The organism is Neorhizobium sp. T25_13, assembly GCF_002968675.1.
GTDB classification, from domain to species: Bacteria; Pseudomonadota; Alphaproteobacteria; order Rhizobiales; family Rhizobiaceae; genus Neorhizobium; species Neorhizobium tomejilense.
The window spans coordinates 15842-39735 of the sequence record NZ_PVBI01000017.1 but is presented as its reverse complement, the minus strand read 5'-3'; the positions used below and the strand labels follow the sequence as shown (position 1 = coordinate 39735).

The window sequence follows — 23894 nt, the reverse complement described above, 5'->3', positions numbered from 1 at the left end:
GAAATGACGATTGGCGCCAAGAAAAATCGCGATCCCGCCAAAGCCCCTGCAAACCGCCGGTTCCGGCCGGAACCGGCGGCTGCTTCATTCTCAGGAGGCCGGACAGGCTGCTCCGGACTTCACCCAGGCGCTGATGAGCTCGCCGAATTCGGCCTGGGTGCCCGGCACCGGTTCACGTCCGGCACCCGGGTTCCAGCCCCAGCCGACCAGTTCGTCATGCGCCATGTGCTCGACGATCTGATCCATGGTCTTGCCGCCGTTGCGGGCCGGGTCCTTGATCTGCTGGCAAATCTGGCCGAGTGATTTGCCGACCCAGGCCATTTCGATCGGCGCGAGATGCCAGGCGGGATTGCCCGGAATGCTCTTGATCGTGTCGGCCTGGCCGACAACGGGCGTGTTTTCCGCACTGTGGCAGGTGGTGCATTGCATGCCGGGCAGGCCCATGCCGCCGTCGCCGCGGACGACCGGCGGCTGGTGCGGGTGCATGTTGGCGCCCTGCAGCGGCCGTTCGGTCGCCGGGTGACAGTTGACGCAGCGCGGGTGCTGGATGACCTTGCCGGCCTCCTGGAAGAGCGCCATGGAACGTTCCCGCTGGTTGGCGATCGACTGGAAGGAAGCCGCGGGCTTCAGCGTCTTGGCGTCCGTCTTGGCATCCTGGGCGACCGAGGCGGGCGACAGCAGCGTGCCGGCGCCCACGAAAAGACAGAGGGTAGCGACGCCGGTGATAGCGAGTTTCCAATTCATCGGTGTTGATCCTCAGGACGAAACGATGTTGACGATAGGCAGCTGCCGGACCGGCGCTCCGGTCAGGCGACGCCAGGCATTGGCAACCGCCGGACCGACAGGCGGCACGCCAGGTTCGCCGACGCCGCTCGGCTTTTCGCTCGACTTGATGATCTCCACCGCCACGTCCGGCATCTCGTTGATGCGGATGGAGCGGTAGTCGTGGAAGTTCGACTGCACGATCTTGCCGCCTTTGGCCAGGGTCACCGCGTCGAAGAGAACCGCGCCAAGGCCGTAGCCGATGCCGCCTTCCATCTGCGCCTTGATGACGTTCGGATTGACGGCGACGCCGCAATCGACCGCGCACCAGACCTTGTGGACACGCGGCGCGCCTTCCGGCCCGATCGAGACTTCGACGACCTGGCCGACGAAGCTGCCGAAGCTTTCGACCACCGCAACGCCGCGGGCGCGGCCTTCCGGAGTCGGCGAACCCCAGTTGGCCATTTCCGCAGCCTTCCTGAGCACGCCTGCATGACGCGGCTTTTCGCCGAGCAGCGCAAGCCGTCCCTCGACCGGATCCTTGCCGATCTTCTGGAACAGCTCGTCGACGAAGGTCTCGACTGCAAAGCCGGTATGGGTGTGGCCGACCGATCGCCACCAGAGCGGCGGGATGGAGAGCTGGACGTTGTGGGCGCTGACCTTCAGGTTCGGGATCGCGTAGGGCAGGTTCGAAGCACCTTCGACGGAGCTCTCGTCGAGATCCGCCTTGCCCATGATCGACTGGCCGACGATCACCTGTTCCCAGGCTGTGATCTGGCCCTGCGCATTGATGGCGCCGCGCATCCTGTGGGCATACATCGGGCGGTAGAAGCCGCCGCGAATGTCGTCCTCGCGGGTCCACATATGCTTCAAGGGGCGGCTACGATCGGTTGCGGCATAGACGGCTGCCGCTTCCTGTATGTAGGGCGAGCCGAACTGCGCCTTGCGGCCGAAGCTGCCGCCGGCGAGCTGGGTGTTCACCCTGACCTTCGCCTCGTCGAGACCCAGGACCTTGGCGGCGACCGACTGGTCCATGCCCGGGAACTGGGCGCCGTTATAGATATCGACCGATCCGTCCTGCGCCTTGATGAAGACTGCGTCGAGCGGCTCCATCGGCGCATGCGCCAGGAAGGGGAAGACGATCTCGGCTTCCACCGTCTGCAGGCCGGGCGCCTTGAAGGCGTCGTCGACATTGCCGTTATTGGTCGCTTCCACCCCTTTCTCGCCGAAGAGCTTCCGGTAATCGGCGGAAAGTTCTTCCGAGGAGCGGGTCTCGGCCTTGGAGAGATCCCATTTGATGCTCAGCGCATCGCGGCCCTTGAGCGCCGCGAACGTGTTGTCCGCATAAACGGCGATGCCCGACGGCACCTGCTTCACGTCGACCACACCCTGCACCTTGCGGGCTTCGGCATCGTCGAAGCTCTTCACTGTTGCGCCGAAATGCTCCGGGTGGGCGACGACGGCGATCAGCAGGTTGTCCGGCGTGATGTCGAGCGTGAAGATCGCCGTGCCGTTGGTCTTGCCGTGGGTGTCGAGCTTCGGCAGGTCGGTGCCGATCAGCACGAAATCCTTGGGGTCCTTGAGTTTCGGCTCGGCAGGCGGGGTCTGGCGGGCCGCCTTTTCGGCAAATGCGCCGAAACCGCTCTCCTTGTTGGAGGCGGCATGCCTGATGCGGCCCTTCTGGACGGTGATCTCGGAGGCCGGCACCTTCCACTCGTCGGCGGCGGCTGCGACCAGCATCGCCCGCGCGGTGGCGCCCGCCTTGCGCATCTGCTCGTAGGAATTGGCAATCGCGCTCGAACCGCCGGTTCCCTGCAGGCCGAAACTCAGGTTGGCATAGACCTTGTTGTCGGTCGGCGAGTGGACGGCGCGCATCTGGCTCCAGTCGGCATCGAGTTCTTCTGCCACCAGCGTGGCAAGACCGGTGAACGGGCCCTGGCCGAATTCGATGTGCTTGGAAAGCACGGTCACGGTGTCGTCGGTGCCGATCTTGACGAAGGCATTCATCGGCGCAAGCGCCGGATCGCCGCCGGCGTGCACGCCGGTTTGGGCAGCGGAGAGCATCTTTGGCGCGATCGCGACACCGATGACGAGGCCTGAGCCGGCGAGGAAGGCGCGGCGGGTGGTGTTGATGTCCTGGATGGTCATTGCTCAGCCCTCCATCGAGTTGGCGGCGTTGTGGATTGCCGCGCGGATGCGATGGTAGGTGGCGCATCGACAGATATTGCCGGTCATCGCGCCGTCGATATCGTCATCCGTCGGCTTCGGCACCATCTGCAGCAGGGCGACCGCCGACATGACCTGCCCGGACTGGCAGTAACCGCATTGGGGCACGTCAAGGCCCGCCCAGGCCGTCTTCACCGCATCGGCTTCCTTGCCGGAAACGCCTTCGATGGTGACCACGTCCGAACCTTCGATCGTCGCGATCGGGGTAATGCAGGAGCGGCGCGGGATGCCGTCCAGATGCACCGTACAGGCGCCGCACTGGGCGACGCCGCAGCCGTATTTGGTGCCGGTGAGTTTTTCGAAATCGCGGATGACCCAGAGAAGCGGGGTGTCGGGGTCGCCGTCGAACGTTCTTTCCTGTCCGTTGAGCGTGAAGGTGACCATGAGGCAGACCTTTCAGTTAGGAAGCCGGGCGCTGCGCCGGCACTGGAGATTGAGCGGCTATTATCGGCCGGGGCCGGTATCGAGGGGCGCGAAACACCGCGCGAAATAAACCTGAGTCAACTGGAGTAGTTATTATTTATCAATTGGCTACCGGCCGCCGATCGAATGCCGCAGGCCGGTTCTCCACGCCTGATTAGATGGTCGGCCGTCAGACCAGGTCAAGCGCCTCACGAGATCGTGTGCACCTGTCTTGGCCGGCCCAACCATTCCGGTTATAGTCCGCCCGCCCGCCAACAGAGCCAATTCCATCAGCATGACAGAGACAAAGCCGAAAACCGCCGAGGATCTTTTCCGTTTCCTCGACAGCCTGGATATTCCCCATTCGACCAAGACGCACCCGCCGGTTTTCACCGTGGCGGAATCCGAAAGCCTGCGTGACGAAATTCCCGGAGGCCATACCAAGAACCTGTTCGTGAAGGACAAGAAGGACCAGTATTTCGTCCTGACGGTCGAGGAGCGCGCGACGGTCGATCTGAAGACCGTGCACAAGGTGATCGGAGCGTCGAGCCGCGTCTCGTTCGGCCGGCCCGAAATGCTTCTGGAATATCTCGGCGTGGTTCCCGGTTCGGTGACGGTATTCGGCGCGTTCAACGATACGGGCCGAAATGTTACCTTCGTGCTCGACGAAGATCTGCTGAAGCACGACGTCATCAACGGCCACCCGCTGTCGAACGACGCCACGACCTCCATCGCCAGCAGCGATCTCATCCGCTTTCTGGAGGCGACCGGCCATCAGCCGCTTGTCTTGAAAGTAACGGACTGACATACGATCTTTGCAGCCTATATGGCAAAGATGCGAAAGCGTTCCCGGGAGAACATTCATGAGCGGCAGCAATAACCCCTATGGCGGTTCCTACGGCGGGCAGATGACTGCTTCGGCAAGCTTTGGGGCGGCGCCGGCCGCATCCGGTCCTGCCGGGGTCTACGTATCCGACACCAGCACCGCCGGCTTCACCAAGGACGTGCTCGAAGAATCGCGCCGCCAGCCGGTTCTCGTCGATTTCTGGGCGCCCTGGTGCGGTCCCTGCAAGCAGCTGACACCGGTGCTCGAAAAGGTCGTCAACGAAGGCCAGGGCCGGGTCAAGCTCGTCAAGATGAATATCGACGATCACCCGTCGATCCCGGGCCAGCTCGGCATCCAGTCGATCCCGGCCGTCATCGCCTTCGTCGACGGCCGCCCGGTCGACGGTTTCATGGGTGCGGTGCCGGAAAGCCAGGTTCGCCAGTTCATCGACAAGCTCGCCGGACCTCCGGGCGCCGACCAGGCTGCCGAGATCGAAGCGGCTCTCGCCGAGGCAGAGACCCTGCTTGCCGGCGGCGAAATCCAGGAAGCCGCCCAGCTTTACGGGGCCGTCCTGCAGGCCGATCCGGAGAATGCCAAGGCCGCCGCCGGGATGATGCAGTGCCTGATCGCCATGGGCGAGACGGCGCGTGCCAGCCAGATGCTTGCCTCCCTGCCGGAAGAGCTTGCCAAGGAACCGGCGATCCAGGCGGTCGCCAAGAAGCTCGAGCAGATCGAGGAAGCCCGCAAGCTCGGCGATCCGGTGGCTCTGGAACGCCAGCTCGATGCCGACCCGGACGACCACGACGCCCGCCTGAAGCTCGCCAAGATCCTCAACGTCCAGGGTGAACGCGACAAGGCTGCCGAGCACCTGCTGACGATCATGCGCAAGGACCGCACGTTCGATGACGACGGCGCCCGCCGCCAACTCCTGGCATTCTTTGATGTCTGGGGACCGAAGGATCCAGCGACGATCGCCGCCCGCCGCCGCCTGTCCTCAATCCTGTTTTCGTGAGCCCGTACTGTTTTCGTAAGCAAGGCCAATCCTCAAGGATTGGCCTTGCGTTCTCCGGTGGGTGCCCCACATTATTCCGAGCGACGAATCTTTGGTCTGAGCCAGTGGTCGTCTGGGAGGTGTCGGACCCATGCATGTGGGAAATGCGAGATATCTGAAGCGGGAGGATCTGCCGGAGACGGTACCTGTCTTTCCTCTTACCGGTGCATTGCTTCTGCCGGGCGGACAGTTGCCGCTCAACATCTTCGAACCACGCTATCTCGCCATGTTCGACGCGGCGCTCGCAGGTAACCGGCTGATCGGTATCGTACAGCCGTCGCTGCTTGAATCCGGCGAGGCCGTCGAAGGTCCGCGGGCTGCGCTCTCGACGGTCGGCTGCATCGGCCGCATCACATCGTTTGCCGAAACCGGTGATGGCCGATACATCACCTCGATCAGCGGCATCTGCCGGTTCCGGCTCATCGAGGAGGTGGGCCACGGCCATCCCTATCGCACCTTCAAGATCGCGCCGATGATGACGGACCTCTCCACCGAGGACGACGAGGGTACGGTCGACCGCGCCGAGCTATTACGCGTCTTCCGCGCCTATCTCGACGCCAACAAGCTGGAAGCGGATTGGGAAAGCGTCGAGCGCGCCGGCAACCGCACGCTCGTCAACTCCCTGTCGATGATGTCGCCCTTCGGGCCCGCCGAGAAACAGGCTCTCCTCGAAGCGCCGGACCTGCGCACACGCGCTGAAACGCTGATCGCCATCACGGAAATCCTGCTGGCGCGCGATTTCGGCGATTCCGACACCATCCTCCAGTAAGGCCCAAGCGCATGGACGAAAAACTCAGCAAGGTCGATCCGAAACTGCTCGACCTGCTCGTCTGCCCGCTCTCCAAGAGCCGGCTATCCCTCAACCGGGAGACCAACGAACTCATTTCCCAGAAGGCGCAGCTTGCCTACCCGATCCGCGACGGTATCCCGATCATGCTGATTTCCGAGGCCCGCAAGATCGAAGACTGAGAGGCTGTCGGACGCGTGGCTAGATCGCCTCGCCCGCCAGCAGCTTCGGATCGTCTACGCCGCTCTTTCCGGCCGCCTGGTCGATGAAGAAGGTCTTCAGCTTCGGAAGCTTTTCGACAATGCCGAGGCCGAAGTCGCGGGCGATGCGGATCGGGGTGATGTCGTTGGAGAACAGGCGGTTCAGCACATCGGTGGTAACCCCCATGCGGAACGTATCGAACCGCCGCCAGGACTGATAACGCTCCAGCACGTTGAGCGCGCCGATGTCGAGGCCGAGGCGGTCGGCTTCGACCACGGTCTCGGCGAGTGCCGCGACGTCCTTGAAGCCGAGATTGAGGCCCTGGCCGGAAATCGGGTGGATTCCGTGCGCCGCATCGCCGGCAAGGGCGACGCGCGGGGCCACGAAGGCGCGGGCGAGCGTCAGGCCGAGCGGGAAAGCGCGTTTGCCGCCGACCACCGTCAGCTCGCCGAGCTTGTGGCCGAAACGGCGCTGAAGTTCTTCCTCGAATACCAGATCGTCGGAGGCGACCAGCCGGTTGGCCTCCGCTGTCCGCTCGGTCCAGACGAGCGAAGAACGGTTGTTGGTGAGCGGCAGGATGGCAAAGGGGCCGGACGGCAGGAAATGTTCTTCCGCCACGCCTTCATGCGGCCGCTCGTGGGCAACCGTCGCGACGATGCCCGATTGGCCGTAATCCCAGGTGACGGTCTTGATGCCGGCCATGTCGCGCAATTTGGAGCGCACGCCGTCGCAGGCGACCAGAAGGCGGGTCTCGACGGCCGAGCCGTCGGAGAGCGACACGGTGCAACGGGTGCTGCCGGACTGGAAGCCGGTGGCGGAAAGTCCGTGGCGGATGGCGATCCCGAGGCGTTCGGCGGCGCCGCGCAGTGCCCGCACCATGGCGACGTTCGCCACCATGTGGGCAAACGGCCTGCCTTCCTCGATTTCGCCGTCGAAGGTGAGGAAGACCGGCCGCACCGGATCGGACGTGCGGCTGTCGGTGACGACCATCCGGTTGATCGGCTGGGCGTCCACGGCAATCTCGTTCCAGACGCCGATGACGTCGAGCATGCGGGTAGCGGCGGCGATGATGGCGGAGGCCCGCTCGTCCTTTTCCCAGGCGCCGGCAGGAGCCGCCTCGATCACCTCGACCTGCAGATGCGGCGCCGCCTGCTTGACCGCGACAGCGGCGGCGAGACCCACATAACCGCCTCCAACAACCAGCATGTCCAGCATTTGCCTAAACTCCCGTGAGACTTGAGAATATCATGTGGTGGATATAGATCATCCGACAGCCGCTTCCTATCGCCGGAGTTCGTCATAATGTCGCGCCAGACCGAATCCCTCTCCGCCATGGAACAGCTCATCGCGACGCTCGACCTCGAAAAACTCGAGGAGAACATCTATCGGGGCACCAGCCCGGATGTCGGCTGGCAGCGGGTGTTCGGCGGGCAGGTAATCGCCCAGGCCCTGATGGCCGCCCAGCGGACCGTCGAGGCCGACCGCTTCGTGCATTCGCTGCATGCCTATTTCATGCGCCCCGGCGATCCTTCCGTTCCGATCCTCTATCAGGTGGAGCGCATCCGCGACGGGTCAAGCTTCACCACCCGCCGGGCGGTGGCGGTGCAGCACGGCAAGGCGATCTTTGCCATGTCCGCCTCCTTCCAGGTGGAGGAGGGCGGTTACGAGCACCAGATCGACATGCCTTCGGTGACCCAGCCGGAAGACCTGATGGGCGAGAAGGAGTTCAAGGAACTCTTCCTCAAGAAGGCGCCGGAGAACGTGCGTCGCTACTGGAGCCGTGAGCGGCCGATCGAGGTGCGCCCGACCTCGCTCGTGCATTATCTGACCAGGGACAAGCTCGAACCACGGCAGGACATCTGGGTCCGGACTGTCGGCGAGGTGCCGTCCGACCGCCACTATCAGGCAGCCGTGCTCGCCTATCTCTCCGACATGACGCTGCTCGACGCGTCGCTCTATCCGCACGGCACGTCGATCTTCGATCCGACGCTTCAGGCGGCGAGCCTCGACCACGCCATGTGGTTTCACAGGCCCGCCACATTCGACGACTGGCTCCTCTACACGCAGGACAGCCCGAGCGCCTCCGGCGCCCGCGGAATGACCCGCGGCAGCATTTACACCCGTTCTGGCACACTGATCGCCTCGGTCGCCCAGGAAGGACTGATTCGGAAAAAGGCAAATGATTAATAGTTGTGCAATTTTTCAATTTTGCACAAGTTTTGGACGTATTTGCGCCATCCAAATGCCCGTTTTTTGAGACCTGCGTTGTAAGCCTTTACATTTCAATAACTTATAGACGTCATCGAAACTGGCACGCCCCTTGAATGTATCTCGTCAGTCGTTGTCATGATCTTGACGTCGATGAGGAGAGTCGGCCTTGGCCGAGGACAAACAAAGGATGGGAAAGCCAGATGAAAATCGTGATGGCCATTATCAAGCCGTTCAAGCTGGATGAGGTGCGCGAAGCCCTCACGGCTGTCGGTATCCAGGGCCTGACCGTGACCGAAGTCAAAGGTTACGGGCGCCAAAAGGGACACACCGAAATCTATCGCGGTACCGAATATGCCGTAAGTTTTCTGCCAAAGCTGAAGATCGAAATTGCAGTCCCCTCCGACCTCGTCGAAAAGGCCGTGGAAGCGATCGCTTCGGCCGCCAAGACAGGCCAGATCGGCGACGGCAAGATCTTCGTCTATTCGATCGAGCAGGCCGTGCGCATCCGTACCGGCGAAACCAACACAGAAGCGCTTTAAGCACGGCTTGACAGGGGAGTTTTTTAGCTATGCAATTTAATAGGATTTCCACTCTGGGGCGCCTGAGTGCCGCTGCCGCGGCGCTTCTCGCGCCCGCCGTCGCCTTTGCGCAGACGGCTGCCGCACCGGCCGCTGAAGCTGCAGCCGCAGCTCCGGCCATGACGGTCGACAAGGGCGATACGACCTGGATGCTGATTTCTTCCATCCTTGTCCTTCTGATGATCGTGCCTGGTCTGGCACTGTTCTACGGTGGTCTCGTTCGCGCCAAGAACATGCTCTCGGTTCTGATGCAGGTCATGATGATCGCCGCCGTGGCGATGATTGTCTGGGTCACCTACGGTTATTCGCTCGCCTTCACTGATGGCGGCTCGATCAACAGCTTCATCGGCGGCTTCTCCAAGATGTTCCTTGCAGGCGTCGACACGACGACGATGTCTGAAAGCTTCACCAAGGGTGCGGCCATTCCGGAACTCGCCTTCGTTTGCTTCCAGATGACCTTCGCAGCCATCACTCCTGCGCTGATCATCGGTGCGTTTGCCGAACGTATCAAGTTCTCGGCAGTCATCCTGTTCACCATCCTGTGGCTCACCTTCGTCTACTTCCCGATGGCCCACATGGTCTGGTTCTGGGGCGGCCCGAGCGCCTATTCCGGCCCGACCGGCCTGATCTTCGGCTTTGGCGCGATCGACTTCGCAGGCGGCACCGTCGTCCACATCAACGCTGGTATCGCAGGTCTCGTCGGCGCCATCATGGTCGGCAAGCGCACCGGCTTCGGCAAGGACATGATGGCTCCGCACTCGATGACGCTGACCATGGTCGGCGCAGCACTTCTGTGGGTTGGTTGGTTCGGCTTCAATGCCGGTTCGAACCTCGAAGCCAATGCCTACGCTGCTCTTGCAATGATGAACACCTTCGTTGCAACCGCTGCCGCTATCGTTGCCTGGGCCCTCGTTGAAACCTTCGCTCGCGGCAAGGCTTCGATGCTGGGTGCTGCTTCGGGTGCTGTTGCCGGTCTCGTCGTGGTCACACCGGCTGCCGGCTTCGTCGGCCCGATGGGTGCTATCATCATGGGCCTGATCGTCTCGCCGGTCTGCTACTTCTTCGTCTCGACCGTCAAGAACAAGTTCGGCTACGACGATACGGCTGACGTCTTCGGCGTACACGGCATCGGCGGTATCATCGGTGCGATCCTCACCGGCGTGTTCGTCAACCCGGCTCTCGGTGGCGCAGGCATCGTCGACTATTCGACGGCTGACTTCGCTGCCAGCTATGCCGGCACGGCAACCCAGGTCTGGGCTCAGTTCAAGGGCGTGATCGTCACTGTCCTGTGGTCCGGCATCGGTTCCGCGATCCTCTACAAGATCGTCGATCTGATCGTCGGCCTGCGCGTCACCGTCGAAGCCGAACGCGAAGGTCTCGACCTTTCGACCCACGGCGAAGCCGCTTATCACTCCTGATCAACGATTCACGGCGGCGGGCAAACCGCCGCCGTGGCACATTGCGCCGCAGCTTCCGCGTAAGCTGCATTGGCCCGGGTTTCGACCCGGGCTTTTTTATTCATGTTTTCAGCCTTCACCGTGCCCGTTTTGGTTAAAGGGACATTAACCACCACCGCGCTATTCTCCGCTGGAATTGCGTGAATCAGGTCTCAGGCTGCCGATTCGCGCTTGGAGTTGCGTTCAAGGACGGCGGGCAGACACGATGGGCAGAAGCAGTTCAGCGGCTATGGCAAACCGGTCCACCCGCCTGGTGCTCACCGCTTTCGTGTGGCGCCAGGCGCTGGCACTCGCCGGTTTCGGGATCTTCCTCGCATTGGCGCTGGCGGTTGCTGCACTGGCGACCTGGAACGTCGCCGATCCGAGCTTCTCCTACGCGACCGACAATGCACCGACCAATATTCTCGGCTTTCCGGGTGCGGCCTTCGCCGACCTGATGATGCAGTTCCTCGGGCTTGCAAGCCTCGTCGCCCTGCTGCCGGTGCTGGCTTTCGCCCTGGCATTGATCGCCGGGCGTAAATACGACCGCGTTCCGGCGCGCCTTGCGGCCTGGGGCGGCGGCACGCTGCTCGCCTCGGCGACATTGGGCTGCTTTCCCGCACCGCTCACCTGGCCGATCCCGAACGGCACCGGCGGCGTCATCGGCGACATGATCCTGCGCTTCCCCGCGTTGTTCGTCGGCGCCTATCCGACGGGTACCGTGGCGATGGTGCTCGGTTGCCTGTTCATCATCCCCTGCGCCTGGCTGATGCTGTTTGCCTCCGGCCTTGTCGGCGAAGCCTTCGAGGAGGATGCCGAGGACGACGACCAGCCGGTTGCGGCCGCAAAAACCCGTTCCAAGCGCGAGGAGATCGAGGAAGAGGACGACGAGGACCGATTTGCCGGTTTCCTGGCGTTCGGCGCCATCGCTCACTACTGGTATATCGCCCAGGCCAGATTGCGTCGCCTTGCCGGCATCAAGCCGCGCAGCCGGATGGATTTCGACCAGCCCTACGATTTCAACGAGGACGAATTCGGGACGCTGAACGAGCCGGTCCGTGCGAGAGCGGCATCCGTTGCGCCCGGCCGTCGCATGGAGCCCTCGCTCGATGGTCCCGCCGAGCGGGTCGCCTCGCCGCGTCGGGTGGTGGCGGCTCCACCGATTTCCCGCCATGACGACGACGACTACGATCCGCCCTTCGACCTGGACGACATGCCGCCGCGCCCGGCCGGTATCCTGGCCGACGACGACGAGGACGACGACGCGCCGTTCGTCGCCTCGCGCGCACCGCAGACCGTCAACGGCGTTCGCGTCCAGCAGCGTGTGGCGCCGTCGGCCGCGCCGCCGAAGCCGAGCGCCCGCATCGCCCGCGAAGCTCAGGGCTCGTTCATCGCGCCGGATGGTTTCCAGCTTCCCTCCGTGCATCTGCTGAACGAACCGAAGGCCGTCGCCCGCGACGCTTCGCTGTCGGCGGATGCGCTGGAGCAGAATGCCCGGTTGCTGGAAGGCGTTCTCGAAGATTTCGGCGTCAAGGGCGAGATCATCCATGTTCGCCCGGGGCCGGTCGTCACGCTTTACGAACTCGAGCCCGCGCCAGGCATCAAGTCGTCGCGCGTCATCGGCCTTGCGGACGATATTGCCCGTTCGATGAGCGCGATCGCTGCCCGCGTCGCCGTCGTCCCCGGTCGCAATGCGATCGGCATCGAGCTGCCGAACCGCACCCGCGAGACGGTCTATCTGCGCGAAATGATCGGCTCCAAGGATTTCGAGGGCAGCAAGGCGAAGCTCGCCATGGCGCTCGGCAAGACGATCGGCGGCGAGCCTGTCGTGGCCGACCTCGCCAAGATGCCGCACCTGCTCGTCGCGGGCACCACCGGTTCAGGCAAGTCGGTCGCCATCAACACGATGATCCTGTCGCTTCTCTACCGCTACACGCCGGAGAAGTGCCGGCTGATCATGATCGACCCGAAAATGCTCGAACTCTCCGTCTATGACGGCATCCCGCATCTCCTGTCGCCTGTGGTCACCGATCCGAAAAAGGCCGTTGTCGCGCTCAAGTGGACCGTGCGCGAGATGGAAGAGCGCTACAAGAAGATGTCGAAGATCGGCGTGCGCAATATCGACGGCTTCAACAGCCGCGTCGAGCAGGCGCTGGAAAAGGGCGAGGTGCTCACCCGCACCGTGCAGACCGGTTTCGACCGCCATACCGGCGAGGCCATGTACGAGACCGAGGAATTCGATCTCCAGCCGATCCCCTATATCGTCGTGATTATCGACGAAATGGCCGACCTGATGATGGTCGCCGGCAAGGACATCGAAGGTGCCGTGCAGCGCTTGGCGCAGATGGCGCGTGCCGCCGGCATCCATGTGATCATGGCGACCCAGCGTCCGTCGGTCGACGTCATCACCGGCACGATCAAGGCCAACTTCCCGACCCGCATCTCGTTCCAGGTGACGTCGAAGATCGACAGCCGCACTATTTTGGGCGAGCAGGGCGCCGAACAGCTGCTCGGCATGGGCGACATGCTCTACATGGCCGGCGGCGGCCGCATCCAGCGCGTCCACGGGCCTTTCGTTTCCGATACCGAGGTCGAAGACATCGTCGCCTACTTGAAAACTCAAGGGCACCCCCAATATCTCGATGCGATCACGGCCGATGACGACGAGGACGGCGACGGTTCCGGCCCGGCCGGCATGTCTAACCTCGCCGAGTCGGACGACCCTTACGACCAGGCGGTGGCGATCGTGCTGCGGGACGGCAAGGCGTCGACGTCCTATGTCCAGCGCCGTCTCGGCATCGGCTACAACCGTGCCGCTTCGCTCATCGAGCGGATGGAGCAGGAGGGGCTGATCGGGCCGGCCAACCACGCCGGCAAACGCGAAATCCTGGTGCCGACAGAGAGCGACATCCTCGAACGGTAAGGCTTTCGTGATTGCCACGGGCCGGCCATCAAGCCGCCGCCTTTGGTGCGGAGGAATAACGAAAGGAGACCAGAATGAAGAACGAAAAGACCATCCTTTCAAATGCCAATTCCAGCGCGCTGGGCCGCCGGCAGTTTTCGCTGGGTCTTGCGGGCCTGGCCGCGGCCGCCTTTGCGCCGAAGCTCGGCTTCGCCCAGAGCGCCGGCAGTGCTGCGGCTCAGAAAATCGCCGACCACTTCTCGTCGGTCAAAACCATGATGGGCGAATTCGTGCAGTTCGGCCCGCGCGGAGAGCAGACCGGCGGAAAATTCTTTATCGAGCGTCCCGGCAAGCTGCGCTTCAACTTCGAGGATCCGTCGCCGATCCGCGTCATCGCCGACGGCAATAACGTCGTCATCGGCAATATGAAGCTCAAGACCTGGGACATCTATCCGCTCTCCAAGACGCCGCTCAGCCTGCTGCTCGCGAGCCGCATCGACCTCGGCAACCAGATGGTCCGCAACGTCAAGGAAGAGTCCGATCTCACCACGATCGTGCTGGGCAACAAGACCGTGTTCGGCGATTCGACCATCACCATGATGTTCGATTCCAAGACCTACGACCTGCGCCAATGGACGATCACCGATGCCCAGAACAAGGATACGTCGGTGATGATCTACAACGTCCAGAACGGGGTCAAACTCGACGATAAGGTCTTCATCATCCCCTATGAGGACGTCCGCAAGGGCTGACCGCGGCAGGGCCTGAAACCAATGAAGGGCTGCGCCTGGCTGCGCGGCCCTTTTTGCTTCTCAGGGGCGGCAAAATTCCCTAAAGCTCGCGGGGCAGAGCCCCGAGGGATATCATGACATTTTCGATTACGACCTGGAATATCAACTCCGTGCGGCTGCGCATGCCGATCGTCCAGCAGTTCCTCGTCCGCCACAAGCCGGACATCCTCTGCCTGCAGGAAATCAAGTGCCAAGAGCCCGAGTTTCCGCTGCAGCCGCTGAAGGATCTCGGTTACCAGCACATCATCATCCACGGCCAGAAGGGCTATCACGGCGTCGCCATCGCCTCCAAGGTGCCGCTCCTCGAAGACCATCGCCAGAACTACTGCAATGTCGGCGACGCCCGGCACATTTCGGCGCTCTTCGAACGCGGCTCGCGACGAATCCGCCTGCATAATTTCTACGTGCCCGCCGGCGGCGACGAGCCGGACCGGACGATCAACCCGAAATTCGGCCACAAGCTCGATTTCATCGAGGAGATGAAGGCACTGAAGGCCGACGCGATGCCCGGCATTTCCTCTGTCCTCGTCGGCGACCTCAATATCGCCCCGCTGGAGCACGACGTCTGGTCGCACAAGCAGCTCCTGAAGATCGTCAGCCATACGCCTGTCGAGACCGAGGGGATGAAGGAGATCATCGCCAAGGGCGGCTGGCTCGACCTGATGCGCCAGCACACGCCGGAGCCCGAAAAGATCTACACGTGGTGGAGCTACCGCGCCAAGGACTGGGAAGCGGCGAACAAGGGCCGGCGGCTCGACCATATCTGGTCCTCGTCCGATCTCGGGCCGTTCCTCGACCGCATCGACGTGCTGAAGGAAGCCCGCGGCTGGAACCAGCCTTCGGACCACGTACCGGTGACGGCGGTGTTCAAGATTTAAGATCGGTGGGTCTTATCCGTCGCGATATGCTGCGGGACTGTGGCCCCCTCATCCGCCTGCCGGCACCTTCTCCCCGCTGGGGAGAAGAGATATGCCGCGCCGCGGCCGTTCTTCCTCTCCCCTTGGCGAGAGGGTGGCCGAGCAAAGCGGAGGCCGGGTAAGGGGGCTGCGGGCTCGGTTAGATTAACAAGAAGCCTCACGCAAACCGGTCCTGCATCGCTGCCGCCGCCCTGGCGAGGCTGGTGATGTTGTCGCGGATGCGGCTTTCGATCACCCGGCCGACCTGGGGATATTCCTCCAGCAGGCGGTGGAACAGCGAACGGCTGATCTTCAGGGCCTCGGAATCCTCGATCGCGATTGCGGTGAACTTGCGCTCCACCATGGTGACGAGCGCCAGCTCCGACAGCAGCGTACCGGGACCGACCGTCGCCTCCACCTTCAGCTCGCCGCCCCGATCCGCCATCAGCAGCTCGAAACGGCCCCTTGCGACGATGAAGGCCGATTCCGCCGGGGATTTCTCCCGGAACAGCTGCTGGCCGGTCGTCACCTGCCGACGCTCGGCACCGAAGGCGACGAGGCGCAGCTGGTCGTCATTCATGTCCCGGAACAGCGGAACCTGCGAAAGCAGGCGGATATCTTCGGTCAGCGACATCAGGGCCCTTTACGGTACGATCTTGTAGCCGCCGTTTTCAGTGACCAGGATTTCGGCGCTCGACGGATCGCGCTCGATCTTCTGGCGAAGGCGGTAGACATGTGTTTCCAGCGTATGCGTAGTGACGCCGGAATTATAGCCCCAGACTTCCTCCAGGAGGACGTCGCGGGTCACTACCTTCTGGCCGGCGCGATAGAGGTAGCGGATGATCGCCGCTTCCTTTTCGGTCAGGCGGATCTTCTTGCCGTCCTCGGTGGTCAGCAGCTTCTGGCTCGGCTTGAAGAGATAGGGGCCGACCGTGAAGGTGGCATCCTCGCTCTGCTCGTACTGGCGAAGCTGGGCACGGATGCGGGCAAGCAGCACGGCGAAGCGGAAGGGCTTCGTCACATAGTCGTTGGCGCCGGCTTCGAGGCCGAGAATGGTGTCGGAATCGGTGTCGTGGCCGGTCAGCATGATGATCGGGGCCTTGAAGCCGTTCTTGCGCAGCAGTTTCACCGCCTCGCGGCCGTCCATGTCCGGCAGGCCGACATCCATGATCAGCAGGTCGATCTGGGCATTCTTGGCGGCCTGCAGCGCCTTGGCCGCATTCGCCTCCTGGAGGATTGCGAACTCGTCGTAAAACGACAACTGCTCGACAAGCGTCTCGCGCAGATCATCGTCGTCGTCCACCAGGAGTATCGTGCGCGCTGCCATGCGTTCTTGCCTTTCGTCTCGCCGTTGCGTCCGGACTGTTGTCATTGCCAGTCAATCGAAGCGCATTTAGGGCTCCTCGACCTAAATCCCTACAGCATCGACCCAAAAATCGGAATCGATTTTCGGAAAGTACGATGTTTCGATTCAATATGCGCAGCGCTTTAGTGTGCTATGAATTCAAACGAAATCATATTCAAAGCAAAACCTTGTGAGAGAAATGCAGCGTTTTCGCGAGGGAAATCACAAAAACACTGCCGTCGTCACCGTTCGCACCGCGCCACGCGACCGGGGCCGTGCGATCGTCTCCTTCGGCGGCATCACCGTGCCGGCGGCGCTGGGGCGGTCCGGCACCTCTCCCTTCAAGCGGGAAGGGGACGGCGCAACGCCGATCGCGCCGATGCGCCTCCTCAACGGCTATGTCCGTGGGGACCGCGTGACGCTGCCCCCGACGCCGCTTTCGATGACGCGCATCGGTAAAGACCTGCTGTGGTGCGATCAGCCGGAGCACCCGTCGTATAATCGCCCGGTGAGGGCACCGTTCCGGCCAAGCCATGAGGAGATGATGCGGGCCGACGGGCTCTACGACATCTGCCTCGTGCTCGACTGGAACGTCACCTCGCGAGCCCGCAACCGGGGTTCGGCGATCTTCTTCCACCTGATCAAACCCGGCTACCAGCCGACCGCCGGCTGCATCGCCGTCAGCCTTCCCGACATGAAACGGCTCATCCGCTTCATGCGCAAGGGGACGGTGGTGAGGGTGCTGGGGTAAGGCGTCGTCAAATCCCCTCACCAACAAAATCTAAGACTTAGCTGAAGCTAAGATCTTGATTTTGTAACCTCTCCCGCAAGGGGAGAGGTAAGTTGCGGCGCGGCGTCGGGTTACCTCTCCCCTTGCGGGAGAGGAAGCGATTTCAACATCTTAAGCTTTGCTTAAGTGTTAGAAATCGCAGGTGAGGGGATCGCTTCCGGAAACGAAAATGCCCGGCGCGAAGGCCGGGCATCTCGAAATCAAAGCTGGAAGACGCTTATTTCCACTCGCGGATGTCGACGAAGTGGCCCGCGACTGCGGCTGCGGCGGCCATGGCCGGCGAGACGAGATGGGTGCGGCCCTTATAACCCTGGCGGCCCTCGAAATTGCGGTTCGAGGTGGAAGCGCAGCGCTCGCCCGGCTTCAGGCGGTCGTCGTTCATCGCCAGGCACATCGAGCAGCCCGGCTCGCGCCATTCGAAACCGGCATCCTTGAAGATCTTGTCGAGGCCTTCGGCTTCCGCCTGTTCCTTGACGATGCCCGAGCCCGGGACGACCATGGCGGACACGGTCGATGCAACGGTGCGGCCTTCGACAACCTTGGCCGCGGCGCGCAGGTCTTCGATGCGGCCGTTGGTGCAGGAGCCGATGAAGACGCGGTCGATGGCGATATCGGTGATCTTGGTGCCAGGCTTCAGGCCCATATAGTCCAGTGCACGCCATTTGGAGGTGCGCTTGGTTTCGTCCGGGATATCGTCCGGGTTCGGAACGGACCCCTCGACCGAGATGACGTCTTCCGGCGAAGAGCCCCAGGAAACGATCGGCGGCAGGTTGGCGGCGTCGAGCACGACGACCTTGTCGAAATGCGCGCCTTCGTCCGTCTGCAGCGTCTTCCAGTAGTCGAGCGCCATGTCCCAGGCCTTGCCCTTCGGGGCGCGCGGCTTGTCCTTGATGTATTCGAAGGTCTTTTCGTCCGGCGCGATCAGGCCGGCGCGGGCGCCGCCTTCGATCGTCATGTTGCAGACCGTCATGCGGCCTTCCATGGAGAGCGCGCGGATCGCCTCGCCGGCGAACTCGATGACGTGGCCGGTGCCGCCGGCGGTGCCGATCTCGCCGATGATGGCAAGGATGATGTCCTTGGCGGTGACGCCCGGCGGCAGCTGGCCGTCGACGCGCACCAGCATGTTCTTCGCCTTCTTCTGCACCAGCGTCTGGGTGGCGAGCACGTGCTCGACTTCAGACGTGCCGATGCCGTGCGCCAGCGCGCCGAAGGCGCCGTGGGTCGAGGTGTGGCTGTCGCCGCAGACGATGGTCATGCCCGGCAGGGTGAAACCCTGTTCCGGGCCGACGATGTGGACGATGCCCTGGCGGACGTCCTTTTCCGAATAATATTCGACGCCGAAATCACGAGCGTTCTGGGCAAGCGCTTCCACCTGGATGCGGCTTTCCTCATTCTTGATGCCTTCGTGGCGGTCGGCCGTGGTCGGGACGTTATGGTCCACGACGGCGAGCGTCTTTTCCGGTGCACGGACCTTGCGGCCGGCAATGCGCAGGCCCTCGAAAGCCTGCGGCGACGTCACCTCGTGAACGAGGTGACGGTCGATGTAGAGAAGACAGGTGTGGTTCTCGTCCTCGGAAACGACGTGGTCGTCCCAGATCTTGTCGTAAAGGGTGCGGGGTGCGCTCATGGCTGCTGTCCGTAAAGCTGACTGAAACAGGAAATGGGTGTCCGGCAGCTTAGGGCTGCCGCAAGCTGAGACAATCAGCTAAGTCGGTCGCAAAGCGCCCCGGATACCCGCGCGAAAAACCGTGCCGGCAGACGTTTGTGGTCCTGCAGCACGACGATATGGTTCGCGAGGCATCCGAATTTCGATCCCATGGCCGCTGCAATAGCAGTTTCCGAAGAAATCGGCAATCGAATTGCTTCGCAGAAAATCTGTCGCATCTCTGTCATAAAGCTTTCGCGGAAACGTGGTTGATCTGAGTTTCCATAAAGGAGGAATGCCCACCATGTCCGAACCCATGCAAGACCAGCTCAGCCGCATCAAGGAAGAGATCGCCGACAGCTTCGATGAAGAGCTGGAAATGCAGATGGAAGAGGACCGGCTCGACGAGCTGGTCGCCGAGGGCATGTCCGAGCCCGCCGAGGCGACGATCGACCGCCGGATCTATTTCCGTGAACTCTTCCGCCTCCAGCATGAGCTGGTCCGTCTGCAGGACTGGGTGCAGTACAAGAAGCTGAAGATGGTCGTGCTGTTCGAAGGCCGCGACTCGGCCGGCAAGGGCGGCGCCATCAAGCGCGTCACCCAGCGCCTCAATCCGCGTGTCGCCCGCGTCGTCGCGCTGCCCGCGCCGACCGAGCGCGAACAGAACCAGTGGTATTTCCAGCGCTACGTCCCGCATCTGCCGACCGCCGGCGAAATGGTGATGTTCGACCGCTCCTGGTACAACCGCGCCGGCGTCGAGCGGGTCATGGGCTTCTGCACCAAGGACGAGCTGGAAGAGTTCTTCCGTTCGGTGCCGGAATTCGAACGCATGCTGGTCCGCTCGGGCATCATCCTCGTCAAATACTGGTTCTCGATTACCGACGAGGAGCAGGAATTCCGCTTCAAGATGCGCATCCACGATCCGCTGAAGCAGTGGAAGCTGTCGCCGATGGACCTCGAAAGCCGCGTCCACTGGGAAGAATATACCAAAGCCAAGGAAGAGATGCTCCAGCGCACCCACATCCCGGAAGCGCCGTGGTGGGTGGTGCAGGCCGTCGACAAGAAGAAGGCGCGGCTCAACATGATCTCCCATCTTCTCGCCCAGGTGCCTTACGAGACCGTGCCGAAGGAGCAGATAGACCTGCCGGGCCGCGTCCGGAACGACGATTACATCCGCCACCCGGTGCCGGCGGACATGTACGTCCCGGAAGTGTACTGAACAGAACTGCTGCGCCCTGCCGTCGTTGATGCTGCGGGGCGCTCGGCAGGGAATGAAACGGCGAGGCGGCCTTCGGGCCGCCTTTCGCGTTAGCGCTCCGTCCTACTCCGCAAACGTCCTTCGATGCCGCGCAGGGCCAGCGACAGGCCAATCGTCAGCAGCAGGTAGATATAGGTGACGATCGAATAGGTCTCGAAGAAGCGGAAGGAGCCGGCCGCATAGACCTTGGCCATCTGGGTGATGTCGGCGACGCCGAGAACCGAGACGAGCGATGAATCCTTCACCATCGAGACGAAGTCGTTGGAAAGCGGCGGCAGGATCACCCGCATCGCCTGGGGGAAGACAATCAGCCGGAAACGCTGCCAGCGGGTCAAGCCCAGCGCCTTTGCCGCCTCGATCTGGCCGATATCGACGGCCTGGAACCCGGCACGAAAGATTTCGGCGATGAAGGCTGCATAACCGATCGTCAGTGCGATGATCGCCCGCCAGAGCAGCGAGACGTCGCGCACCAGAAGCGCCTGGGCCCAGCCGCCCTCGATCAGCGGCGCCAGCGCCCAATTGTAGAGCGTCACGAAGGCCGGTGCGCCGACGAAGGCGATGTAGAAGAGCAGCACGAGGATCGGGATGCCGCGGACGAGCTCGATATAGAAACGCGCCGCCTGCCTCAGCACGACATTGCCGGAAAGCCCCGCAAGCGCGATGCCGAGCCCGAGCAGCGTCGCCAGGAGAAAGGCGGCAAGCGTCACGCCGACCGTGATGCCGATGCCCTTGGCCACGACATTGAAGACCTGGGAATAAAGGTCGTTGAGGGCGATGACCGCCGCCAGGCCGAGGCAAAGTATCGCGAAGGCGACCAGCCACCAGGGGAAATCCTGCGGCTGGGACGTTCTGCGACGCGAAGGCGCCATGCCTTACTGGCCCATCTTGTAGTCGAGGAACCACTTCTTGTTCAGCGCATCGAGCGTGCCGTCGGCTTTCAGGGCGGCGATCGCGGCATTGACCGGCGCAACGAGATTTGAGCCCTTCTTGAAGATGAAGCCGAAATCCTCGGTGCCGAGCGGCTGGCCGATCAGCTTCAAGGAACCGCCGGAAGCCTTGACGTACCCGTCGCCGGCGGTGCTGTCCGTCAGCACCAGGTCGACGTCTCCCGCCTTCAACGCCTGCACTGTCGCGCCGAAGGTCTCGAACAGCTTGATCCGCGGGTTCTGCTCGTTGCCGTCGAGGATTTCGTAGACCGCGGTGTAGAAGGGGCTCGTTCCCGGCTGTGCGCCGATAAGTCCAGTCCCCAGGGCGCCAAAACTCTTGGCGTCGGTGAAACGCTTCTCGTCGCCGCGCACCAGCATCAACTGCTGCGAGCGCATATAGGGATCGGAGAAATCGACCTTCTCCTTGCGGTCGTCCTTGATGGTGATGCCGGTCATGCCGATGTCGTATTGCCCGTCGGAAACGGCCTGGATCATCGCGTCCCAGCTGGTGCCCTGGTATTCGAGCTTGAAATTCAGCCGCCTGGCGATCTCGTTCATCGCATCATATTCCCAGCCAATCGCCTTGCCGCTCTTCGGATCGACGAATTGCAGCGGCGGATAGGCGTTTTCCGTGACCACGACAACCGTCCGGCCCTTCAGGTCCGGCAGTTCGGCGGCGCTGGCGGCGGGTGCAAAGGCAAGGGCGGCAAGGCCGGAGATCAGCATACGGCGTGAGAGCATTGTGGCACTCCTGACAAATGGCTGGCGAATCCCTCTCATGAAAAGCCGGCCGATAGCAAGCGGCCGGCAGCGGGCATCTTTTTCTTGCCGCGCATAAGGGGGTCCCCTACATCCCCCTCACCGAAACACGCTGCTTCCTCTGCAGCAAATGCTTTGGAGTAAATAATTTGGTTCAGGAAAAAGAGCTAATTTCAAAGATCGTTTGGCGGCTTATGCCGTTCCTCGGCGTCCTTTATCTGATTGCCTATATCGACCGTCAGAACGTCAGCTATGCCAAGCTGGAAATGGTCGGCGCGCTCGGCATGAGCGAATATGCCTATGGTCTCGGCGCCTCGCTTTTTTTCATCGGCTATTTTCTGTTCGAGGTCCCGAGCAACCTCTTCCTCAACCGGTTCGGCGCCAGCCGCTGGTTCGCCCGCATCATGATCACCTGGGGCATTGTAACTGTGGCGCTCGCCTACACGCAGAACGCGACGATGTTCTACATCCTCCGTTTCCTGCTCGGTGTTGCGGAAGCAGGCTTCTTCCCGGGCGTCCTGTACCTGCTGACGCTCTGGTTCCCGAAGGATTATCGCGGCCGCATGGTCGGCCTGTTCATGATCTTCAGTGCGCTCGCCAATGCCGTGGGCGCCCCGATTGGCGGCATGCTGCTCGATCTCAACGGGCTGCTTGGCCATGCGGGATGGCAATGGGTCTTCCTGGCGACCGGCATTCCGGCGGTGCTCGCCGGGATCGTCACTTTCTTTTATCTCGACGACACGCCGGAAAAGGCGAAATTCCTGACGGAGGATGAAAAGCGCTGGCTGCACGATCGGCTGGCGCGTGAGAATTCCGGAATGGAGGAGCATGCAGACAACGGATTCAAGGCGCTCGTCAATCCGCGAGTGCTTCTGATGGCGCTCTGCTATATCGGCTTCCCGCTTGCTGCCTACGGTCTCAGCTACTGGCTGCCGACCATCGTCAGGGGATTCGGCGTCTCGAACACGACGAACGGCTTCATCAACATCATTCCGTGGGTAATCGTCGCGCTCGCGCTATGGGTGGTGCCGGCCGCCGCAGACCGGGCCGAGAGCAAAACTCCCTATATTGTCGGTCCCGCCTTCGTCGGCGCGATATGCCTGGCGCTTTCGGCGCTCGTCACCTCGCCGACCTTGCAGTTCACTTTCCTTTGCGTCGCCGCAGCCGGCATTTTCGCTGGCCAGCCAGTCTTCTGGAGTCTTCCCTCACGCTTCCTCAGGGGTGCCGGCGCTGCGGCTGGCATCGCGGCGATCAATTCGGTCGGCAATCTCGGCGGTTTCGTCGCACAGAACGTCGTCCCGTGGATCCGGGATTCGACCGGTAACGATATCCTGCCGATGGTCTTCCTGGCGGCCTGCCTTGCTGTCGCCGGTGTCCTCGTCATCATCGTCGGCCGAATGTTGGCGGCGAGACAGGCGATCTCCATCTGACCGGACGTTACCGCCATTGGTTCCCTCTGGGGAACCAATGGCGGTAAAACTGCCTGCTTCCGCCTCATCGGCGTTTCTCCTATGTCTTTTGGCAAGCCAGATCAAAACGCTTGGGAGAACGTCGATGATACGAGTCTTGAAACGTGCCGCTCTGGGTTTGGTCCTGTTCGGGGCCGCGATGGGCACGCTTGCCACGCCGTCGCTGGCACAGGAGCCGGTGTCGGCCGCCGCGGACAAAGACGCGCTTTTCACCAGCACGGACCCCAAGCTGCATGCAAACAAGCAGGTTGCCTACGGTATCGTCCGCGACCTGCTGGAAGCCAATCAGTGGGACAAAGCCGATCAGTACCTCACTGACCGTTACATCCAGCACAACCCGAATGCCGCGTCAGGACGCGAGGGCGTGGTGCGCTATTTCATCGACGTCCTGAAGCGGAAGCCGAGCCCCATTCCGACCAAAATAAAAACGCCGGTCGTCTTTGTCACAGCGGAGAGCGATCTGGTGACCGTGGGGACGGTGCGCGAAATGAAAGATCCTCGCGATCCTTCGAAGAGCTATACCAGCACCTGGTACGACACATGGCGTATCGTCAATGGCAAGGCGGACGAACACTGGGATTCGGCCGTCAGGAATTAAACCTGTATCACGCAACAAAAAAGGCGGCTCGAAGG

At 62.4% G+C, this 23894-nt stretch carries 22 protein-coding genes and 1 pseudogene; 14 read left to right on the top strand and 9 right to left on the bottom strand.

Annotated elements, in window-relative coordinates; genetic code table 11:
• Positions 1-90: 90 nt before the first annotated feature.
• Genes C5J22_RS27450 through C5J22_RS27440 form a run of 3 tightly spaced genes read right to left on the bottom strand, consistent with a single transcriptional unit; the run spans position 91 to position 3372 of the window.
• Positions 91-744 (bottom strand): Isoquinoline 1-oxidoreductase subunit, encoded by a 654-nt coding sequence (locus tag C5J22_RS27450; protein ID WP_205837230.1) that lies wholly within the window; start codon positions 742-744, stop codon positions 91-93.
• A 12-nt stretch (positions 745-756) separates the two neighbouring features.
• The gene (locus C5J22_RS27445) at positions 757-2910 is read right to left on the bottom strand and encodes a xanthine dehydrogenase family protein molybdopterin-binding subunit (RefSeq protein ID WP_105440844.1); all 2154 of its coding nucleotides are present in this window, start codon (positions 2908-2910) and stop codon (positions 757-759) included.
• A gap of 3 nt (positions 2911-2913) precedes the next feature.
• Entirely contained in the window at positions 2914-3372 is a 459-nt protein-coding gene (locus tag C5J22_RS27440; protein ID WP_105440843.1) for a (2Fe-2S)-binding protein, read from the bottom strand.
• A 313-nt stretch (positions 3373-3685) separates the two neighbouring features.
• Between C5J22_RS27440 and C5J22_RS27435 the strand changes: the two genes are divergently transcribed.
• The 4 genes from C5J22_RS27435 to C5J22_RS27420 all read left to right on the top strand — a co-directional run bounded on the left by C5J22_RS27435 (position 3686) and on the right by C5J22_RS27420 (position 6236).
• Complete coding sequence (locus C5J22_RS27435; protein ID WP_105440842.1) at positions 3686-4195, top strand: prolyl-tRNA synthetase associated domain-containing protein; 510 nt, start codon at positions 3686-3688, stop codon at positions 4193-4195.
• 58 nt (positions 4196-4253) lie between these two features.
• Positions 4254-5228, top strand: a complete 975-nt coding sequence (trxA, locus tag C5J22_RS27430; protein WP_046605182.1) for a thioredoxin — start codon at positions 4254-4256, stop codon at positions 5226-5228.
• Between the two features lie 130 nt (positions 5229-5358).
• Entirely contained in the window at positions 5359-6036 is a 678-nt protein-coding gene (locus C5J22_RS27425) for an LON peptidase substrate-binding domain-containing protein (protein WP_105440841.1), read from the top strand.
• 11 nt (positions 6037-6047) lie between these two features.
• Positions 6048-6236 carry a Trm112 family protein gene (locus C5J22_RS27420; RefSeq protein WP_037081395.1) on the top strand — a complete coding sequence of 63 codons (189 nt, stop codon included), beginning with the start codon at positions 6048-6050 and terminating at the stop codon, positions 6234-6236.
• Positions 6237-6255: 19 nt separating this feature from the next.
• On the opposite strand, the pseudogene C5J22_RS27415 reads toward C5J22_RS27420, so the two are convergent.
• Positions 6256-7473: pseudogene (locus tag C5J22_RS27415) on the bottom strand (ubiquinone biosynthesis hydroxylase); the annotation flags it as partial.
• Positions 7474-7557: 84 nt separating this feature from the next.
• Between C5J22_RS27415 and tesB the strand changes: the two are divergent.
• The 6 genes from tesB to C5J22_RS27385 all read left to right on the top strand — a co-directional run bounded on the left by tesB (position 7558) and on the right by C5J22_RS27385 (position 15051).
• Positions 7558-8442: an acyl-CoA thioesterase II gene (tesB, locus tag C5J22_RS27410; RefSeq protein ID WP_105440839.1), complete on the top strand. Its 885-nt coding sequence runs from the start codon at positions 7558-7560 to the stop codon at positions 8440-8442.
• A gap of 224 nt (positions 8443-8666) precedes the next feature.
• Positions 8667-9005 carry a P-II family nitrogen regulator gene (locus C5J22_RS27405; RefSeq protein WP_105403846.1) on the top strand — a complete coding sequence of 113 codons (339 nt, stop codon included), beginning with the start codon at positions 8667-8669 and terminating at the stop codon, positions 9003-9005.
• Between the two features lie 29 nt (positions 9006-9034).
• A complete protein-coding gene (locus C5J22_RS27400; RefSeq protein ID WP_105423221.1) occupies positions 9035-10462 on the top strand; it encodes an ammonium transporter in 1428 nt (475 codons plus the stop codon).
• Between the two features lie 244 nt (positions 10463-10706).
• Positions 10707-13403 (top strand): DNA translocase FtsK, encoded by a 2697-nt coding sequence (locus tag C5J22_RS27395; RefSeq protein WP_105440838.1) that lies wholly within the window; start codon positions 10707-10709, stop codon positions 13401-13403.
• Between the two features lie 74 nt (positions 13404-13477).
• Positions 13478-14134 (top strand): outer membrane lipoprotein carrier protein LolA, encoded by a 657-nt coding sequence (locus C5J22_RS27390; RefSeq protein WP_105440837.1) that lies wholly within the window; start codon positions 13478-13480, stop codon positions 14132-14134.
• Between the two features lie 113 nt (positions 14135-14247).
• Positions 14248-15051 carry an exodeoxyribonuclease III gene (locus tag C5J22_RS27385; RefSeq protein ID WP_105440836.1) on the top strand — a complete coding sequence of 268 codons (804 nt, stop codon included), beginning with the start codon at positions 14248-14250 and terminating at the stop codon, positions 15049-15051.
• Positions 15052-15247: 196 nt separating this feature from the next.
• On the opposite strand, the gene C5J22_RS27380 is transcribed toward C5J22_RS27385, so the two are convergent.
• A complete protein-coding gene (locus C5J22_RS27380) occupies positions 15248-15703 on the bottom strand; it encodes a cyclic nucleotide-binding domain-containing protein (protein ID WP_105440835.1) in 456 nt (151 codons plus the stop codon).
• 9 nt (positions 15704-15712) lie between these two features.
• Complete coding sequence (locus C5J22_RS27375) at positions 15713-16396, bottom strand: response regulator transcription factor (RefSeq protein WP_105440834.1); 684 nt, start codon at positions 16394-16396, stop codon at positions 15713-15715.
• Positions 16397-16613: 217 nt separating this feature from the next.
• Here C5J22_RS27375 and C5J22_RS27370 point away from each other — a divergent pair, with 217 nt between their 5' ends.
• Positions 16614-17165 (top strand): L,D-transpeptidase, encoded by a 552-nt coding sequence (locus tag C5J22_RS27370; RefSeq protein WP_105430688.1) that lies wholly within the window; start codon positions 16614-16616, stop codon positions 17163-17165.
• A gap of 256 nt (positions 17166-17421) precedes the next feature.
• Here C5J22_RS27370 and leuC read toward each other — a convergent pair whose 3' ends face one another.
• A complete protein-coding gene (gene leuC / locus C5J22_RS27365; RefSeq protein ID WP_105403852.1) occupies positions 17422-18831 on the bottom strand; it encodes a 3-isopropylmalate dehydratase large subunit in 1410 nt (469 codons plus the stop codon).
• A 322-nt stretch (positions 18832-19153) separates the two neighbouring features.
• Between leuC and ppk2 the strand changes: the two genes are divergently transcribed.
• A complete protein-coding gene (gene ppk2 / locus C5J22_RS27355) occupies positions 19154-20068 on the top strand; it encodes a polyphosphate kinase 2 (RefSeq protein ID WP_105403853.1) in 915 nt (304 codons plus the stop codon).
• 89 nt (positions 20069-20157) lie between these two features.
• On the opposite strand, the gene C5J22_RS27350 is transcribed toward ppk2, so the two are convergent.
• Positions 20158-20976: an amino acid ABC transporter permease gene (locus C5J22_RS27350; RefSeq protein ID WP_105440833.1), complete on the bottom strand. Its 819-nt coding sequence runs from the start codon at positions 20974-20976 to the stop codon at positions 20158-20160.
• A 3-nt stretch (positions 20977-20979) separates the two neighbouring features.
• Positions 20980-21774 (bottom strand): transporter substrate-binding domain-containing protein, encoded by a 795-nt coding sequence (locus C5J22_RS27345; RefSeq protein ID WP_105440831.1) that lies wholly within the window; start codon positions 21772-21774, stop codon positions 20980-20982.
• 167 nt (positions 21775-21941) lie between these two features.
• On the opposite strand from C5J22_RS27345, the gene C5J22_RS27340 reads away from it, so the two are divergent.
• Together C5J22_RS27340 and C5J22_RS27335 are read left to right on the top strand one after the other, a co-directional pair.
• Positions 21942-23222 (top strand): MFS transporter, encoded by a 1281-nt coding sequence (locus tag C5J22_RS27340; protein WP_105440830.1) that lies wholly within the window; start codon positions 21942-21944, stop codon positions 23220-23222.
• A 37-nt stretch (positions 23223-23259) separates the two neighbouring features.
• Positions 23260-23859 (top strand): nuclear transport factor 2 family protein, encoded by a 600-nt coding sequence (locus C5J22_RS27335; RefSeq protein WP_245440555.1) that lies wholly within the window; start codon positions 23260-23262, stop codon positions 23857-23859.
• Positions 23860-23894: the final 35 nt, after the last annotated feature.

Excerpts from the sequence above, each read along its gene's own strand:
- C5J22_RS27450 (WP_205837230.1), bottom strand. The coding sequence starts at position 744 with ATGAATTGGAAACTCGCTATCACCGGCGTCGCTACCCTCTGTCTTTTC.
- C5J22_RS27445 (WP_105440844.1), bottom strand. The coding sequence starts at position 2,910 with ATGACCATCCAGGACATCAACACCACCCGCCGCGCCTTCCTCGCCGGC.
- C5J22_RS27440 (WP_105440843.1), bottom strand. The coding sequence starts at position 3,372 with ATGGTCACCTTCACGCTCAACGGACAGGAAAGAACGTTCGACGGCGAC.
- C5J22_RS27435 (WP_105440842.1), top strand. The coding sequence starts at position 3,686 with ATGACAGAGACAAAGCCGAAAACCGCCGAGGATCTTTTCCGTTTCCTC.
- trxA (WP_046605182.1), top strand. The coding sequence starts at position 4,254 with ATGAGCGGCAGCAATAACCCCTATGGCGGTTCCTACGGCGGGCAGATG.
- C5J22_RS27425 (WP_105440841.1), top strand. The coding sequence starts at position 5,359 with ATGCATGTGGGAAATGCGAGATATCTGAAGCGGGAGGATCTGCCGGAG.
- C5J22_RS27420 (WP_037081395.1), top strand. The coding sequence starts at position 6,048 with ATGGACGAAAAACTCAGCAAGGTCGATCCGAAACTGCTCGACCTGCTC.
- tesB (WP_105440839.1), top strand. The coding sequence starts at position 7,558 with ATGTCGCGCCAGACCGAATCCCTCTCCGCCATGGAACAGCTCATCGCG.
- C5J22_RS27405 (WP_105403846.1), top strand. The coding sequence starts at position 8,667 with ATGAAAATCGTGATGGCCATTATCAAGCCGTTCAAGCTGGATGAGGTG.
- C5J22_RS27400 (WP_105423221.1), top strand. The coding sequence starts at position 9,035 with ATGCAATTTAATAGGATTTCCACTCTGGGGCGCCTGAGTGCCGCTGCC.
- C5J22_RS27395 (WP_105440838.1), top strand. The coding sequence starts at position 10,707 with ATGGGCAGAAGCAGTTCAGCGGCTATGGCAAACCGGTCCACCCGCCTG.
- C5J22_RS27390 (WP_105440837.1), top strand. The coding sequence starts at position 13,478 with ATGAAGAACGAAAAGACCATCCTTTCAAATGCCAATTCCAGCGCGCTG.
- C5J22_RS27385 (WP_105440836.1), top strand. The coding sequence starts at position 14,248 with ATGACATTTTCGATTACGACCTGGAATATCAACTCCGTGCGGCTGCGC.
- C5J22_RS27380 (WP_105440835.1), bottom strand. The coding sequence starts at position 15,703 with ATGTCGCTGACCGAAGATATCCGCCTGCTTTCGCAGGTTCCGCTGTTC.
- C5J22_RS27375 (WP_105440834.1), bottom strand. The coding sequence starts at position 16,396 with ATGGCAGCGCGCACGATACTCCTGGTGGACGACGACGATGATCTGCGC.
- C5J22_RS27370 (WP_105430688.1), top strand. The coding sequence starts at position 16,614 with ATGCAGCGTTTTCGCGAGGGAAATCACAAAAACACTGCCGTCGTCACC.
- leuC (WP_105403852.1), bottom strand. The coding sequence starts at position 18,831 with ATGAGCGCACCCCGCACCCTTTACGACAAGATCTGGGACGACCACGTC.
- ppk2 (WP_105403853.1), top strand. The coding sequence starts at position 19,154 with ATGTCCGAACCCATGCAAGACCAGCTCAGCCGCATCAAGGAAGAGATC.
- C5J22_RS27350 (WP_105440833.1), bottom strand. The coding sequence starts at position 20,976 with ATGGCGCCTTCGCGTCGCAGAACGTCCCAGCCGCAGGATTTCCCCTGG.
- C5J22_RS27345 (WP_105440831.1), bottom strand. The coding sequence starts at position 21,774 with ATGCTCTCACGCCGTATGCTGATCTCCGGCCTTGCCGCCCTTGCCTTT.
- C5J22_RS27335 (WP_245440555.1), top strand. The coding sequence starts at position 23,260 with ATGGCGGTAAAACTGCCTGCTTCCGCCTCATCGGCGTTTCTCCTATGT.